We start from the raw sequence: 15,001 nt of genomic DNA, 5'->3' as shown, positions 1-15,001 counted from the left end.
CTTCACCCCTCACAGAGTCCAGGGGGCCCGTTCCGCGTTGCCCGGCCACGGGGGCGAGTTCCGCGGCGCCCTCTCAGCCGGCCGTGACCCGCGTGGCCGACGGGTGCCAGTCTCGTCTGATCAGGCCGTACACCCACGAGTCGGAGACCTCGCCGTTCACGACGCAGTCCTCCCGCAGCGTCCCCTCGCGGACGAATCCGGTCTTCTCCAGCACCCGGGCCGATGCCGCGTTGCGCGTATCGGCCTCGGCCTGGACGCGGTTCAGGTCCAGGGTGTCGAACGCCCACCGCAGCACCGCGTGTGCCGCTTCCGTCGCGTAGCCGTGGCCCCACATCGCCGGGTCGAGGATGTAGCCCAGCGACGCGCTGCGGTGGTCCGGGTCGAATGCCGTCAGACCGCACCAGCCGACGAAGGCGCCGTCGGACGCGCGGTCGATGGCCACCCGCGCCCCGGTGCCTTCCTCCGCCATCGTCCGGCACCTCGCGAGGAAGACCCCGGCGCGGGCGCGTTCGGTCCACGGCGGGGAGTCCCAGTAGCGCATCGCGTGGGTGCTGCTGTGCAGCGCGAAAAGGGGCTCCGCGTCGGCGCCGGTGAAGGGGCGCAGGCGCAGCCGGGCGGTGTGCAGCGTGGGAGTGGCCAGGGTCATGCGGACCATCTTGCGTCCTCAGGGGGCGGGCAGGGCACCGAATATCCGCGGGCGACCGGCGCGCCGGGGTCGCGGCCGTCGGCTCCGTGGGGCCATGGCGGCTGCCGGCCCCATGGCGCGGGAGCGCGGGAGACTCCGTACAGAGCAGTCCAGCGGGCGCGCCGGGCGGGGAGCCGCCAGGCTGGAAAGATATGAGAGGCGTGTGCGGTTCCCACAGGCCCCGGCGCCCCCTGCGCTGGGCGGTCACCGGCGCCGGGGCCGTGATCGCGGCCGTCGTGACCGTGCTGGCTCTCACCGGGACCCTGCCCTTCGCCGCCTCCCCGGATCCCGGCGAGCGGTCGCCGAAGGCGGCGGCCGATCCGTACGCCCCGGCCAAGGCGCTGCGGCCCGCCATCGTCGGCCGCAAGCAGTGGGGCGCCGATCCGCGGCTCCTCGACCAGAAGCCGCGCTACGCGGACTCCGTGCACGCCGTGGTCATCCACCACACCGGCCACCTCAACGACTACGACTGCGCGGAGAGCCCTCACTACATACGCGACATGTACGAGGCACACGCCGTCGGCAAGGGCTGGGGAGACCTCGGCTACAACTTCCTCGTCGACCGGTGCGGCACGGTCTTCGAGGGCCGCCTGGGCGGCGTGGGCCGCGCGGTGGTCGGCGCGCACACACTCGGCCTCAACAGGGGCACGACCGGAATCGCCGTGATCGGCACGTTCCCGGAGGGCGTGCCCGTACCGAAGCCGCTGCGGAAGTCCCTCGCGGTGCTCATCGCCTGGAAGCTCGGTCTCACCGGGATCGCCCCCACGGCCCGCACCCAGGTCGTCTCCACCAACAGCAACACCCGGTTCACCGAGGAAGGCTCCGTCTCGGTGCCGGCCGTCCTCGGCCACATCGACGCGTACGAGACGAACTGCCCGGGAGAGGCGCTCGTACGGCTGCTCCCCACCCTCAGAAAAGAGGCCGCCCAGGTGCAGAGCAAGGCGAAAGTGCTGGTCAAGAAGGACGCAGGACGGACCGGAAGCAAGAAGGCGAAGGACCGGGCGCGACGGGCTCCCGGCAGCGACGCCCGCCCCGCGGGCACCGCCCCGGGCGCCTGACCCGCGGAACGGGCCACGGGCCCCGGAAGGATCGTCATGAACCATTCGCCGTACCTGGTCAGTGACGTCATGACGCACACGGTCGTCGCGGTCGGTCCCGAGGCTTCTTTCAAGGAGATCGCCGAGGCGATGCACAAGTGGCGGGTCAGCGCGCTGCCCGTGCTGGAGGGCGACGGCCGGGTCACCGGAGTGGTGTCGGAGGCCGATCTGCTGCCCAAGGAGGAGTACCGCGACAGCGCGCTGTCCGTGGCGGACCGGGACCGGCGGCCGGGCGGCATCGTGAAGGCCGGTGCGGTGGTCGCGCGTGACCTCATGACGACGCCCGCCGTCTCCGTACGGGCCGACGCCACCCTCGCGGAGGCCGCGCGGGCCATGGCGCGGCGGCGCTTGAAGCGGCTTCCTGTCGTGGACGGTGAGGGGCACCTGACCGGCATCGTCAGCCGCGGCGACCTGCTGAAGGTCTTCCTCCGGTCCGACGAGGACATCGCGGAGGACGTGCAACGGCAGGTCCTCGACCCGCTGTTCCCCCTCGGCGGGGCCACCGTGCACGCACGGGTCGACAAGGGTGTCGTGACGCTCTCCGGCTGGTTCCGCAACACCTCGCTCGTACCGCTGGCCGCGCGGATGGCGCGGGCGGTCGAAGGCGTCGTGGACGTCGGGTTCCGGCTGGAGCGACCCGACGGCGCGCCCGCCGGGGACGGGCAGCAGGGCGGGCGGGGAGCGGCCTCCACGGGGTACGAAGGGGACGACGGCCCCGGGGACGGGACCGCGCCGCCGCCCGGGGAGCGGGCGTGATCGCACCGGGCGGGTTCGCCGCCTCCGCCGCGGCGCCGATCCGGGTCTTCCTGCTGGACGACCACGACGTAGTGCGGCGTGGGCTGCGGGACCTGCTGGAGGACGAGCCCGACATCCGCGTGGTGGGAGAGGCGTCGACGGCCGGCCAGGCCGTGGCCCGCGGCCCGGCGCTCCGGCCCGACGTGGCGGTCCTCGACGTCCGGCTCCCGGACGGTGACGGGATCGCGGTGTGCCGGGAGCTGCGCTCCCTGACGCCGGACCTCCCGTGCCTGATGCTCACCTCGTTCGACGACGACGAGGCGCTGCTGGACGCGATCCTCGCGGGGGCCGCGGGCTACGTACTCAAGCAGATCAAGGGCTCCGACCTGGTCGCGGCCGTACGCACGGTCGCCTCGGGGCAGTCGATGCTGGATCCGGCCACGACCCGCCGGCTGCTGGACACCCTCCGGGGAGAGCCCGGCGGCGCCGGAGCGGAAGGGCCGCTCTCCGATCTGGCGCCCCGGGAGCGGGAGATCCTCGGCCTGATCGGCGAGGGACTCACCAACCGGGAGATCGGTGAGCGCCTCTACCTCTCCGAGAAGACGGTCAAGAACACCGTCTCCCGGCTGCTGGCCAAGCTCGGTGTGGAGCGCCGCATCCAGGCCGCGGTGATCGCCTCGGAGACGGGTGTACGGCCGGACGGCGACGGCACCCGGGGCCGCTGACGAGGGCCGGGTCACCGGCCCGGTCATCGGCGGGTGAGGGGCGCCGACCAGGTCACGCAGGTGCCGCCCGCCCGCGGTGCGGTGACCGAGAGCCGGCCGCCGAGCTTCTCCGCGCGGTCGGCGAGGTTCGCGAGGCCGCTGCGCCTGCCCCCGCGCGGCATGCCCACCCCGTCGTCCCGTACCGACAGCGTGGCCGTGCCGTCGGTCACGGTGAGGACCACCTCGGCGGCGCCGGCCCGGGCGTGCCGGCCGACGTTGGCGAGCGCCTCCCCCAGCACCGCCCGGACGGCGTCGGCGACCTCCCCCGGCACGTCCGTGTCGATGAGGCCCTCCAGGCGGAGGGAGGGGGTGAACCCGAGCACCGGCACGGCGTCCTCCACGGCCCGGACGACGTGGGCCCGCAGGCCGCCGCCCGCCGTCTCCCGCCCGGCACGGAGGCCGAAGATCGTCGAGCGGATGATCCGGGTGGTCTCGTCCAGTTCGTCCACGGCGCGCAGCAGACGGACCCTGGCCTCCTCGTGCTCGACGAAGCGCAGTGCGCTCTGCACCGATATCCCGGTGGCGAACAGCCGCTGGATCGCGAGGTCGTGCAGGTCCCGCGCGATGCGGTCGCGGTCCTTCAGCAGGGCGATCCGCTCGGCGTCGCGCCGGCGGTCGGCGAGTTCCATGGCGACCGCGGCGTGCCCCGCGAAGGCGAGCAGCGGGCCGGTCTCCACCTCGGTGAACACGTCGAGCCGATCGCCGCGGGTGAGCAGGAGCACGCCCCTGACCCCCTCCCCGGCGACCATGGGGACGGCGACCGCAGGTCCGGGCCTCCGGGCGCCGGGCGACCCCGCGGTGATCCGCGGATCACGGGAGAGGTCGGTGCTCGTGAGCGGTCTCCCGGCCCCGGCGGCGGCTCCGGCGAACGATCCGCGGCGGGGCAGGAGCACGCCCTGGTACGTCTCCGCCTCCTCGCCGGAGGCCAGCGCCACCCGCAGGGGGCCCGAGCCGTCCCCGGCCAGGGCGAGGACCCCGAGATCCGCCCGCAGAATGCGGCGGGCCCGATCGACGATCATCTCCAGGACGGCGGGTTCCTCCAGCCCGGAGAGCAGTCCCTCGGTGATGTCCGCGATGGCCTCGAGCCACCGTTCGGTGAACCGCGGCGGGTCCGGCCGGCGTATCGTCTCGCCCGGCCGGCACCCGTACGGTCTCACGCTCCGTTCACTCACCGGCCCTCCACGATCCCCCATTCGTGCCCTCTTTCTCACATTAGCGCCAGCTTTCGCGACCTGCTTCCGGGGCGGCAAGGTCACGATGCGTCACACTCGCCCCACCCCGGGTCGGTCCGGCCACCCCCGCCGGGCAGGTCGGTGTACCCGATGGTCCGGTCGATTCCCCCCGGGGAGGCAGCAATGACAACGCGGCACGTGGTGGTCGGCGTGGACGGGTCGGATCCGAGCATGGCGGCCGTCCGGTGGGCGGCGGCGGAAGCGGCCGCGCGCCGGATCTCCCTGCGTATCGTCCACGCCCGGGCGTCGGCCACGGACAGCCGGCAGGCCGCCCCCGGCGGCTCGCCGCACGAGGACTGGGTCCGCGACCGGATCGCCGCCGCGTGCCGGGAGACGGCGGAGCGCTACCCGGAGGTGGAGATCACCGGCGGCGCGACGACGGAATCGGCGGTGAAGGCGCTGCTGGACGCGGCGCGGGACGGAGAACTCCTCGTCCTGGGGTCACGGGGCATCGGTGCGGCTGCCGGCTTCTTCACCGGCAGCGTGTCGCTGCCGGTGGTCGCGCACGTCACCGGGCCCACCGTCCTCGTACGGCAGGACTGGCACCCGGACACCGCGGACGGCGAACTCCCGGTGGTGGTGGGGGTGGACCTCGACCACGGATTCGACCCCGTGCTGGAGTTCGCCTTCGCCGCCGCCCACCGGACGGGCAGCCTCCTCCGGGTCGTCCACATGTGGCGGCGCTCGTCCATCTACGCCTACCCGTCGGCGCTGCCGGACCCGAGGGTCGGCGCCGATCTGAAGGCCGTGGCACAGGAGAACCTCGACTCCGCCCTCGCCGGCTGGCGGGCGCGCTATCCGGACGTGCGGGCGGAGCGCGTGCTGCTGGACGGCGAGGTGGCGCCGCGGCTGCTGGAAGAGGGTGCCGGCGCCCGGCTGCTGGTCGGGGGACGCCGTATGCACACGCGCCGGATGTTCCCGACGCTGATCGGCCCGGTGACGCACGCCCTGATGCACCACGCCCTCGCGCCCGTGGCCGTCGTCCCGCACGAATGACCGCGTGCGGGGAAACGGCAGCGCGAAGTCAGCGCTGACGCGGCATGCCGTCAGAGCCCGTCACGGCCGGGACCCGCTGTGCGGTCGGAACGGCCGCGCCCCGGCCGGTCTCCTCACATCCGGTCCGGGGACGGCCAGCCGTCGCCCGAACGCGCGCTCGGCCCCGTGGCCTCGATCGCCTCGACGTCCCGCCGGGCGACGTCCACCAGTTGCCGGCCGAGGTCGTCGAGCGCCCGGCCGGCGGCCAGCTCGTCACCGATCTCGGGCACGTCCGGGTCGGCCGGGTTCCTGTGCGCGTCCCCGTGCCCGGTGAACCGCCCGGCCGCGGTGTCCAGCACCACGCGCGCCGTCGTCGTGCCCGCCTCCTCGAAGAGCTGGAGGCCGACGTTCCATTTCACGGTGTGCGTCATCGTCTTCCCTCCGCGTCTCGGTGCGGAGCACGGAGTCGCAGCGCGCCCCGCCGTGCTTTCACCCCGGGTGGGAAAGCACCTCTGCCTCCACCGTGTGACGGCGGCCGCACCCGATCACAGGGCCGATGGTCCCCGCCGCCCGGCCACCCGGCCCCGTGATCACGCCGGAGCCGTCAGCCGGGCGGCTGCCGCCGGTACGCCTCCGCCAGCCGTTCGGCCATCAGGTGCTGGTTCCAGAGCTGCCCGGGGTCGTCGGGCATCGCCGCGTCATACAGCGCCAGGCGGGCTTCCGTGGGCACCCGCCACAGCCGGTCGAGCGCCTCGGCCGCCTCGGTCACCTTCAGCCCCAGGGCGGCGCGGGTCTCCGGCGGCAGGCTCTTCCCGGTGTGGACACCCCTGGTGTCGACACCGGGCAGGCCGGTCAGCCACAGGGCCGCCTCCGCACGGTCGAGCCCGGCGGCCTTGGCGAGGTGGGCGGCCGCGTCGGAGTCGAACGGCAGCGGTTCGCGCCGCTCCAGCTCGTCGGCCAGCCGGCGCAGCCGCTTGACCGTGCTCCAGCCCCGGGCCACCGGCCGGATGCCGGCGAACCCCTCCGGCCGGGGCATGTCGCCCCGCTGCAGGAACGCCTTGATCCGGTAGTTCCGGCCCGCCTGCGTGCGGGACCACTCGCCGAAGTGCATGGCGATGTCCAGCGGCAGCAGCTTGCCCTCCGCGGTGGACCGCGCCACCGGAGGGCTCTCGTCCCCGTCCTCCCCCGGGTCCAGCAGGCCGCGGTGGAGCGCCGGGTCCGTCAGGGGCGAGGCGGCCCAGAAGCGCAGCAGTGCGATCACCGCCGTGCGGTACGCGGCCGGGGTGACGGCGCTGGCGGCGCGGACGCCGAGGCCGCCGATGCGGCCGGCCAGCTCCGTCCAGTCGTAGTGACTGCCGTGCACCGCCCAGTGGGCCATGGCCGTCTCGCCGTCGATCGAGCCGGCGAGGAACGCCGCGGCCAGCTCGATCTGCCGGACCGTACCGCCGGTGCCCTCGGGGTAGTAGCCGACCAGCCCGTCCAGGGCTCCCTCCAGGTCGGGTTCCGGCACCTCCAGCAGCCGGGGGGTCTGCCGGTCGAGCACCTTCAGCAGCCGGTCGCGGTGCTGTATCCGGCGGTCGGTCTCCTGGAAGAACCCGGTGAGGCCGTCGAGGAGCAGCTCGTGGCGGACGTCGGGCAGCAGGGCACCGAGGGCCTTCCGCAGCTCCGCCGCCGAGGTGGCGGTCGCCGCCAGGAGGGCCCGTACGGTGTCCTCGGAGATCTCCCGCAGCGCCCGCGAGCCCGGCAGGTCGCGGGCCGTCAGGAAGTGCCAGAACGCCTTCGGCGGCATGCGCCGCGTGCCCGCGGCCATCGGGGACGGGCTGTTGACGATCCAGTCCTGGTCCATCATGTAGACCCGCCAGTGGGCCGTGCCGGTCTCCGGGTCGCGCGCGGTGACGTCGTAGCCGCCGTCCAGCAGCAGCCGCCGGTCGGAGCCCGGCACGTCGAGGAGCCCCCAGGGGAAGGGCGGCGCGGAGGACCAGCGGCCGTGCGGCAGGGAACCGGTCATCGGGAGGGCGGTGCCGTGGGCGCCGTCGACGCGGTGGTAGCGGACCTGTCCCGTGACGCGGTCGTAGGCGACCCGGAAGCCCAGGTGGGTGCCGTCGGTGCCGAGCGGTGTGGTGGCGGTGCCGGTGGCGACCGGCGCCAGCGACGAGTGCTCGATCAGCCAGCCCTCGTCCCTGCCCAGCAGGGACGGATCGAGGAACGCCGGCAGCCCGGGCTCGCCCAGCTCCCCGGTGGCCGGGTCGACGGGGCGCACCACCCGGGACTCCTTGTCCACGCCGGTGTACCACCAGTACGTGCGGCCGTCGTGGAACATGTGCCCCTCGGGGCCGACCCGGCGTTCGCCCACGGTGAGGAGCCGGTGGCCGGTGAACCGGCGGGCGCCGGGCCCCAGGAACGTGTAGCCGGAGCGGGTCTTCTCGCCGTACCGCCACTTCCACGAGGTCTCGTGCTCCGTGTGGATATCGGCCGGCGCGCCCGACCAGTACACGCTCTGCTCCTGGTTGACGGCGTGGAAGACCTGGAACTCGCCCTGGGAGAAGAGCGCGCGGACGTCGTAGTGGAACCGGGCGGCGCCCTTCGGCACCACCAGCCGGTGCTCCGCGATCCGGCCGCCGGGTCCGATCGCGACGGCTTTGCGGCGGTCGTGCACGGTCAGGACGGGCCAGCTCGCCCGGCACCAGTTGTCCTCGCCCTTCAGCTCGGCGGCGGCGATGTCCAGGGCGTCCCAGCCGAGTTCGTCGAGGATGCCCGCGCGGAGCGTCCTGGTCAGCGGCGCCACGAGGTCGACGGCGGCGAGCCGGTCCAGCAGGCCCGGCACCTCCGCCACCGCCTTCCGGGACAGCGTGCCGTAGAGCCAGTCGAACGCGTCGAGGGCGCTCTGCAGGGCGCCGGACGCGGCGCAGTCGAGACGGTCGTCGACGATCCTGCGGAGGAAGGGCCGCAGCGGCTCGATCGTCCACGCCCGCTGCCAGCGCTCGTCGGACCACTTGTCCTGGAGGAGGGAGCGGATCAGGGGGCCGGCGAACCGCTCGTCGGCGGTGAGCGCGGCCAGGTCGACACGGTCGTGCTCCCACCAGTGCCCCAGCAGCAGCTTCTGCTCCGGGTCCGGCACCGGGATGCCGGCCGCCAGGCAGCCGCCGATGACCGCGGCGTCGATGCGGTACTCCGCGGCGGTGCCGTTGCCGAGGCGCAGCGGGCCCTCGTCGGAGCCGATCCGCGCCGCCAGGCGGGGCAGCAGGTCCAGCAGCTCCTTCGGTGCCCTGGGGGGACGTTCGTCGGATCCGCGGTAGCGGCGGAGCATCGCGGTCAGCCACCGGCCGGTGTCCGCACCGAGGTGGTCGAAGGCGTCCGCCTCGGTGAGGAAGGCGATCCACCAGGCGTCCATCTCCGAGTAAGGAAGGTCGGCCAGTTGCCACACGAGCCGCCGCCGCACCGCCTCCGAGGTGGCGACGGCGGCGAGCCACGCCTTGCGCTGCGAGGTCCAGAAGCCGTCCGAGGCGCGCCAGAGCGCGGGCGCCTCGACGAGGTCCTCCAGTAAGGACCCGTGTTCCGCCGCCACGTCCAGGCCGGCCGCCTTGGCGAGTCCGGTGAGCTGCTTGAGCATGTCCGGCCAGGGCGGCAGGCCGCCGAGGGTGCGGCGTACGGCCAGCTCGCGCAGCTCCCGGTAGGCCGCGGCGGGGTCGCCCGGGCGCTTGCGGAGGTCCGCCACGTACGTCTTGATGTCCTTGACCGACAGCGCCCCGGCGAGGGCGAACTCCAGGAAGACCGCGCGCTGCCGGGCCGGGTCGATGGCCGGCAGGTGCCGGTCGGCCTGGCGGGCCCGGCCGAACATCATCGCGGCCTGCCGCTGCCGGCCGGCGGCGGCGAACGCCCGGCCGACCTGCTCCCAGTAGGCCGGGAGGTGGGAGTCCGGCAGCGTGGTGGCGATCTCGCCGTAGAGGTCGAGCGCGGGTCCCGGCCTGGGCCGGGCGAGCCGCTCGGCGCGGGCCATCCCGGGCGCCGCCGCGAGGGCCGCGTCGGCGTGGGCGGGGTCGTGGAGCACGGCCCATGCCGGGTAGCCGGGCTCGCGGCGGAGTCCGGCGGCCACCGGCGGGCCGGCGTCGGGTGCGGAGAACCCGGCGGCGGCCAGCACCCGGTCCTCGCCGGGCGCGGCGGCCTGTCCGCTCAGCCGGACCACGGGGCGGGCGCCCAGGAGCGGGTGCGTGTAGCGGCGCGCGGTGACCGGCTCGCCGCCGGGGGTGCCGGCGGGCGCCAGGCCCGTGTCCAGCGCGATCCGGTCACCGGTCATCGGTCGTCCTTCCCGCGTGGATCAGTTCTGCCATGCGTACACCTTCCGACCAGGCCACGGGGCCGACTTGGGCCAGCGGGACGGGCCGCTCCGAGGCGTCCACCCACAGCAGCCGTCCGGTGCTCGCGGGCAGGCCGGGATCGTCCGCCCCCAGCCAGTAGCGGGCCTGGAGCCCTGCGCCGCCCTCGGCGATGCGCACCGTCGCGAACCCGCCGCGCATGACGAAGCCGTACCCGGCGGCGCGGGCCGTGGCGTGCCGCAGCTCAGCGAACTCGCCCCCGGCGTAGTCGTCGAGGCCGGTGGCGCCGGGCTCCGTGCCGTCCGGCCGGTGGTGGATCTCGCGGGCGAGTTGCGGGATGCCCTGCGCTTCCGTACGGGCGTCGAGCAGGGCGCGCCACCGCTCCGCGTCGGACAGCAGGACCGGATGCGGCAGGGACACCGGGCCCACCGGCGGGCTGTGCGGCGTACCGTCCCGGGCCACCAGGCCGGTACGTCCGTCCTCGGCCACCTCCGTCAGCAGGCCCGTCCGCCCGCCGACGACAACCACGAGGTGCTCCAGGGCGGAGCGCCAGCCCGGGTCGGGCCAGACACGCGCCAGCAGGGCCGCGGGCACCGGTATGCCGGCCAGGAGCCAGGACTCCACGGTTGCCCGGCACTCCTCCTCGTGCCGCACCAACCGGTCGCGCAACTCGGCCAGTTTCCCGCCCGTCGAGCTGCCACGCACGGCTCTGGGGACCGACGGCAGCAGGCGGCCGCCGGACTTGCGGCATCTGAGGGTGGTTCCGTCCAGGGCCAGTTCGTGGCCGTGGGTGGCGGGATGCCACACGAGGGGAGTCGACATGCCCCGCATCGTGCCAGCCGCCTGTGACAACCACCGGGAGGCCCGTGACGATCAGCCGGGGCGGGGACGGGACACGCGCTCAGTCCCGGGCCTCCAGGAGCGCGCGGCGGAACTCCGCCGCGCTGCCGAAGCCGATCTCCGGGTCCTCGGTGAGAGCGTGGTCGATCACCTTCGCCAGCCGCTCGGGCACTTCGGTGCTCCGGTGGCGGATCGGGACGGCGGGGCTGTCCAGGACCACCCGCCACCGGTCGGCGCCCGCCGGGAAGTCGCGCGGGGTGGAGCCGGTGAGCATGTAGTACAGGCACGCGGCCGCGGACCAGACGTCGACCTCGGGGCGGGCGCGCTTGAACTGGAGCACCTGCTGCCGGGAGACGAACGACGGGCTGCCCGCGCTGGTGCCCGTGTGCGTCAGCCCGCTCAGCCCGGCGGCGTCGAACGCCTTCGCCAGCCCGAAGTCGCCGACCTTCGCGACACCGCCGTCCAGAAAGATGTTGCGCAGGCTCAGGTCCCGGTGGACGAGCCCGCGGACCGCGAGCGGGCGGCCCTGCCGGTCGTACGCGCGGACGTCCGCCTGGTGCGCGTACGCCAGGCCGTCCAGCACCTGGAGGGTGATTCCGACCGCCTGGTAGTCCGGCAGCCTGCCGCCCCGCCGGTGGACGAGCCCGGCGACGTCGCCGCCGTCGCAGTAGTCCATGACGAAGAAGTAGATCCCGTTCCAGCAGCCGTGGTCCTGCAACCGTACGAGATGGGGGTGGCGCAGCATCTCGACCGTCGACATCTCGCGCAGGAACCGGGCCCTGGCCGTCTCGCTGCCCGCGGCCCGCGGCAGCATCACCTTGAGCGCGCAGAGTTCGTCGGTCTGGTGGTCCCGGGCGAGGTACACCGCGCCCATGCCGCCCCGGCCCAGTTGCCGCTGGACGGTGTAGCCGCCGAACAGGTGGAGCCTCCTGGTGCCGTCGTCGGCGACCTGGAGGAGCTGCTCCATGACCCGCTCCGGGTCGCCCTGGCACGCGCCGCAGAGTTCGTCCACGGCGGGCCGGGCGGTGCGCTCGGCCGCGAGCCGGCTGCCGCAGGCGGCACAGTTCCCGTCCGCGCCCGGCTGCCGCCCCGGTTGCGGTTCCGACGCCGGCCGCGACGCCGGATCGGGCTCGGGCCCCGGCGTGGTTTCGTGCACCGAAGTCGGCCGCGTCGTACGGCACATCACGCAGCGGTCGCCGTCCTGCTCCCCGCCGATCGCCTTGCCGCAGGTGGCGCAGCGGGCGGGGACGCGGATGCCGACGCGCAGCCGGACGTCGCCGAGCCCGATCTCGTCCTCGTCCCGCAGCGCCCGCTCGGAGGAGAGCAGCCGGTCCGCACCGGGCGGCGGGCGGCCGGCGTCCCGCTGGCCGATCTTCTCGCCGTTCACGTAGGTGCCGTTGGCACTGCCGAGGTCCCGCACCCGCACATCGGGCGGGTTGATGTCCAGCAGGCAGTGGTGCCGGGAGATCCCCGAGTACGCCTCGTCCTCGGGAAGCTGGAGCGTGCAGCCGTCCGCCCGGCCGACGATGCAGGTCGTGCGCTCGTGGAACTCGTACGTCTTGCCGTGCAGCGGTCCCTGGAGCACCGTGAACGCCACCCGGGGGCCGCCACCCCTCTCCTCGCCGGCCGGCGGCCGGTCCGGGAGCAGCGCGCCGGGCAGGTCCGCGACCCCCATCTCGGCGGCGAGCGCCGCCCACGGCGGGGACGGGGTCTCCAGGACGGCCGCCAGGAGGTGGGGCAGCCCCACCGCGTCGTCGCGCCGCTCCTCCGCCAGTTCCTCCGCCCGGTGGAACAGTTCACGTGCGGCGGCACCGCTCTCCGGCATGCCGTCGGCCCGGGGGCTCCGCTCCGGCCGTGCCACCAGGGCGCGGAGCCGGCGCCGGAAGGCCGCGGTGTCCAGCCCGGCCCGCTCGAAGGCGGCCCTGAGTCCCGCCAGTTCGGCGGCCAGGTCCGCGGCGGGCTCCGGCTCGGCGTCGGCCACCGGCATCTCGCACGCCTTGCAGATCGCCAGCAGGAAGTGCACCGGCTCCGCCTCGTCCGCTCCGCCCATGGCGGCTTCGCCCAGGGCGAGCATCACGGCCAGGCCGACGCCGCCGCTGTAGGGAGCAGTGGTCACCGGGCGCTCCCGTCGTCGTGCGCCAGCGCCCGGAGTCCGCCGGCCACGCCCAGCTCGGCGGCCAGCTCACCCCAGGGCGGGGCGGGCAACTCCAGCAGGGCCCGCAGGAGTTCGGTCAGGCCCACGGCCGCGCCCGTGCCGGAGGCCCGCTCCCCCAGCTCCTCGGCCCTGCGGAAGACCTCGCGGGCGGCCGGGGTCCGGTGCATGACGCCGTCGCCCGAGCGGGTGTGGCGCGCCGCGGGGCGGGCGAGGCTCGTACGCAGCCGGCGGCGGAAGCGGGTGACCTCCAGCCCGGCGCGGCGGAACCGGCCGCGCAGCTCGTCGAGTTCGTCGAGCAGCGGCGGCAGGGTACGGATCAGGGCCGCGGCGGTGCCCGGCAGCTCACCGTCACCCAGCTTGCAGACCCCGAGCAGCAGGTGCGCCGGCTCGATCGCGGGCGCGTGGCCCAACGCGGCCTCCGCGGCGGCGAGCTGCCAGGCGAGCATGACTCCGGGCGAATGCAGGGGGGCGGGTCCCGCCGCCGTGCGGGCTCCGCCGGCCGGGCCGCCCGGGCGCAAGTGCTCCTCCCGGCGCGGGCGTACGCCGCCCTCCGGGCCCGGCCGCGCGTCGGTCCTCCGGCCCGGACGTACACCGGTCCCCCGGCCCGGGCCCGCGCCGTCCTTCCGGCGCTCCGCGGGGCCGCCCATCGCGCCCGCGAGCCCGCCCAGCGCGTCCGCGAGATAACCGGGGCCCGGCAGAGGGCCCTTCTGGATCTGGGCCGCGCACTCCAGCGCCTCCTGGTACCGGCCCAGGGTGGTGAGCACCCTCGCCTTGGCGGTGAGCGCCTGGTGGTAGCCCGGGTAGCGTTCGAGGGCCTCGTCCAGGCAGGCCAGCGCCTCCTCCCGGCGGCCGAGCGAGTTCAGGGTCAACGCCTTGTTGTGGAGCGCCCAGCCGTCGCCCGGGGCCACGGTCAGCGCCTTGTCGAACCACGTCAGCGCCTCCTCGTGCCGGTCGAGTTCGTCCAGCACCACGCCTCTGCGGATGTACAGGTCCCGGTCGCCGGGCAGGGGCTTCGCCGGCTCCGGCGCCACCCGGCGCGTGACGATCTCGTACACGGCCTGCAGCTCGCCCCGCACGCTGCGGAAGCTGCGCGGCCGCCGCTGCGGTTCCGGTTCCACGCAGGCGAGCACCAGCTCCCGCAGCCCCGCCGGGAGGTCGTCCGTGTCCGACCGCGCCCTGATGTGCTCGGCCGCGACGCTGCCGCTGACGGGCAGGTCGCCGGTGACCATCTGGTAGAGCAGCACGCCGAACCCGTAGACGTCGGTGCGCACGTCCACCCGCGCGCCGTACCTGGACTGCTCGGGCGCCCGGTAGTTGCGGGTGCCGCCGGGCACCATGTAGATGGCCCGCACCGCCGGCTTCAGCTCCGGCAGCCGGCCGCCCATCGCCTGTGCGGGGCCGAACACCTGGGCCAGCCCGAAGTCCGTGACCTTGAGCGTGTCGTCCGCGGTGACGAGGCAGTTGGCGGCTTTCACGTCCCCGTGCACGATGCCGAGGGTGCGGCCCGCGTACTCCATGGCGTCGCAGAACTGCAGGCCGAAGCGGAGCGCCCGCGCCAGGTCGAGCGGTCCCGCGGCGAGAGCGGCGCCCAGGTCGCCGCCGGAGACGTACTCCAGCAGCAGGCAGTGGTGGCGCTCGACCCGTTCGACCCAGAGCGCGGTGACGATGTGCGGGTGCCGGTCCAGCATCATCCAGGTCTTCGCCTCGTTGGCGAAGCGCTCCCGGTCGTCCTCGCTCCACGGCCGCGGGATGTTGAAGGTCTTCAGGACGTAACGCCGGTACCCGACGCGGTCGAAGAAGCTGCTGCGCCCGGCCGGTTCCACGATCGACACCGCACCGTGCGCGCCCATCCTGCGCTCCAGCACGCGGTAGGTGTTGTCCGCGCTCCGCACGACCTGCCCCAGCTCGAAGGCGTGCCGTGACGCCGGCCTGGCGGGCAGGCCCGCGAGCGCGGCTGCGGCCAGCGGCGAGGTCGGGTCGAGCCGGCCGGCGTACTCGTAGATGCGGCGGGCGACCTCGGGCCTGCCGGTCTGCTGGAAGCACTCGCCCAGCGCGAGGTGCGCGGCCACCAGTTCGGGGCGGAGGCACACGGCCTCACCGAGGGCCTCGATCGCCTCCTGGACGTTCCCCGCGGCCAGGGCACGGGTGCCTCTGTCGTGGAGACGCTCGTAGCCGTCCCCGGAAGAAGGCGCGTCGCGCACGCGC

11 protein-coding genes are annotated in these 15,001 nt (G+C 74.8%); 4 read left to right on the top strand and 7 right to left on the bottom strand.

Annotated elements, in window-relative coordinates:
• Window positions 1-73: 73 nt before the first annotated feature.
• Window positions 74-646 carry a GNAT family protein gene (locus tag DMB38_RS31825; RefSeq protein WP_125938055.1) on the bottom strand — a complete coding sequence of 191 codons (573 nt, stop codon included), beginning with the start codon at window positions 644-646 and terminating at the stop codon, window positions 74-76.
• Between the two features lie 191 nt (window positions 647-837).
• Here DMB38_RS31825 and DMB38_RS31820 point away from each other — a divergent pair, with 191 nt between their 5' ends.
• Genes DMB38_RS31820 through DMB38_RS31810 form a run of 3 tightly spaced genes read left to right on the top strand, consistent with a single transcriptional unit; the run spans window position 838 to window position 3,242 of the window.
• Window positions 838-1,743, top strand: a complete 906-nt coding sequence (locus tag DMB38_RS31820) for a peptidoglycan recognition protein (RefSeq protein ID WP_125938054.1) — start codon at window positions 838-840, stop codon at window positions 1,741-1,743.
• Between the two features lie 36 nt (window positions 1,744-1,779).
• Complete coding sequence (locus tag DMB38_RS31815; protein ID WP_125938053.1) at window positions 1,780-2,538, top strand: CBS domain-containing protein; 759 nt, start codon at window positions 1,780-1,782, stop codon at window positions 2,536-2,538.
• Window positions 2,535-3,242, top strand: coding sequence for a response regulator transcription factor (locus tag DMB38_RS31810; RefSeq protein WP_125938052.1), 708 nt, complete (start codon window positions 2,535-2,537; stop codon window positions 3,240-3,242). The genes DMB38_RS31815 and DMB38_RS31810 overlap by 4 nt, the downstream gene beginning before the upstream one ends.
• A 23-nt stretch (window positions 3,243-3,265) precedes the next feature.
• On the opposite strand, the gene DMB38_RS37570 is transcribed toward DMB38_RS31810, so the two are convergent.
• On the bottom strand, window positions 3,266-4,438 hold the full coding sequence (locus tag DMB38_RS37570) for a GAF domain-containing protein (protein WP_125938051.1): 1,173 nt from the start codon (window positions 4,436-4,438) through the stop codon (window positions 3,266-3,268).
• Between the two features lie 198 nt (window positions 4,439-4,636).
• Here DMB38_RS37570 and DMB38_RS31800 point away from each other — a divergent pair, with 198 nt between their 5' ends.
• On the top strand, window positions 4,637-5,509 hold the full coding sequence (locus tag DMB38_RS31800; RefSeq protein ID WP_125938050.1) for a universal stress protein: 873 nt from the start codon (window positions 4,637-4,639) through the stop codon (window positions 5,507-5,509).
• 113 nt (window positions 5,510-5,622) lie between these two features.
• Here the strand turns inward: DMB38_RS31800 and DMB38_RS31795 are convergent, their stop codons facing one another.
• The 5 genes from DMB38_RS31795 to DMB38_RS31775 form a co-directional block, all read right to left on the bottom strand.
• Window positions 5,623-5,919 carry a DUF1876 domain-containing protein gene (locus DMB38_RS31795; protein ID WP_125938049.1) on the bottom strand — a complete coding sequence of 99 codons (297 nt, stop codon included), beginning with the start codon at window positions 5,917-5,919 and terminating at the stop codon, window positions 5,623-5,625.
• A gap of 173 nt (window positions 5,920-6,092) precedes the next feature.
• Window positions 6,093-9,782 carry a hypothetical protein gene (locus DMB38_RS31790; RefSeq protein WP_125938048.1) on the bottom strand — a complete coding sequence of 1,230 codons (3,690 nt, stop codon included), beginning with the start codon at window positions 9,780-9,782 and terminating at the stop codon, window positions 6,093-6,095.
• Window positions 9,772-10,623 carry a DUF4132 domain-containing protein gene (locus DMB38_RS31785; RefSeq protein ID WP_240662573.1) on the bottom strand — a complete coding sequence of 284 codons (852 nt, stop codon included), beginning with the start codon at window positions 10,621-10,623 and terminating at the stop codon, window positions 9,772-9,774. Before DMB38_RS31785 ends, DMB38_RS31790 begins: the two co-directional genes overlap by 11 nt.
• A gap of 79 nt (window positions 10,624-10,702) precedes the next feature.
• A complete protein-coding gene (locus DMB38_RS31780) occupies window positions 10,703-12,757 on the bottom strand; it encodes a protein kinase (RefSeq protein WP_206337777.1) in 2,055 nt (684 codons plus the stop codon).
• On the bottom strand, window positions 12,754-14,997 hold the full coding sequence (locus DMB38_RS31775; protein ID WP_125938047.1) for a protein kinase: 2,244 nt from the start codon (window positions 14,995-14,997) through the stop codon (window positions 12,754-12,756). Before DMB38_RS31775 ends, DMB38_RS31780 begins: the two co-directional genes overlap by 4 nt.
• Window positions 14,998-15,001: the final 4 nt, after the last annotated feature.

Origin of the sequence: Streptomyces sp. WAC 06738, from assembly GCF_003945505.1 — a bacterium.
GTDB lineage: Bacteria > Actinomycetota > Actinomycetes > Streptomycetales > Streptomycetaceae > Streptomyces.
This window is presented reverse-complemented; position numbering and strand designations above follow the sequence as displayed.

Excerpts from the sequence above, each read along its gene's own strand:
- DMB38_RS31815 (WP_125938053.1), top strand. The coding sequence starts at position 1,780 with ATGAACCATTCGCCGTACCTGGTCAGTGACGTCATGACGCACACGGTC.
- DMB38_RS31795 (WP_125938049.1), bottom strand. The coding sequence starts at position 5,919 with ATGACGCACACCGTGAAATGGAACGTCGGCCTCCAGCTCTTCGAGGAG.
- DMB38_RS31820 (WP_125938054.1), top strand. The coding sequence starts at position 838 with ATGAGAGGCGTGTGCGGTTCCCACAGGCCCCGGCGCCCCCTGCGCTGG.
- DMB38_RS31790 (WP_125938048.1), bottom strand. The coding sequence starts at position 9,782 with ATGACCGGTGACCGGATCGCGCTGGACACGGGCCTGGCGCCCGCCGGC.
- DMB38_RS31785 (WP_240662573.1), bottom strand. The coding sequence starts at position 10,623 with ATGTCGACTCCCCTCGTGTGGCATCCCGCCACCCACGGCCACGAACTG.
- DMB38_RS31825 (WP_125938055.1), bottom strand. The coding sequence starts at position 646 with ATGACCCTGGCCACTCCCACGCTGCACACCGCCCGGCTGCGCCTGCGC.
- DMB38_RS31800 (WP_125938050.1), top strand. The coding sequence starts at position 4,637 with ATGACAACGCGGCACGTGGTGGTCGGCGTGGACGGGTCGGATCCGAGC.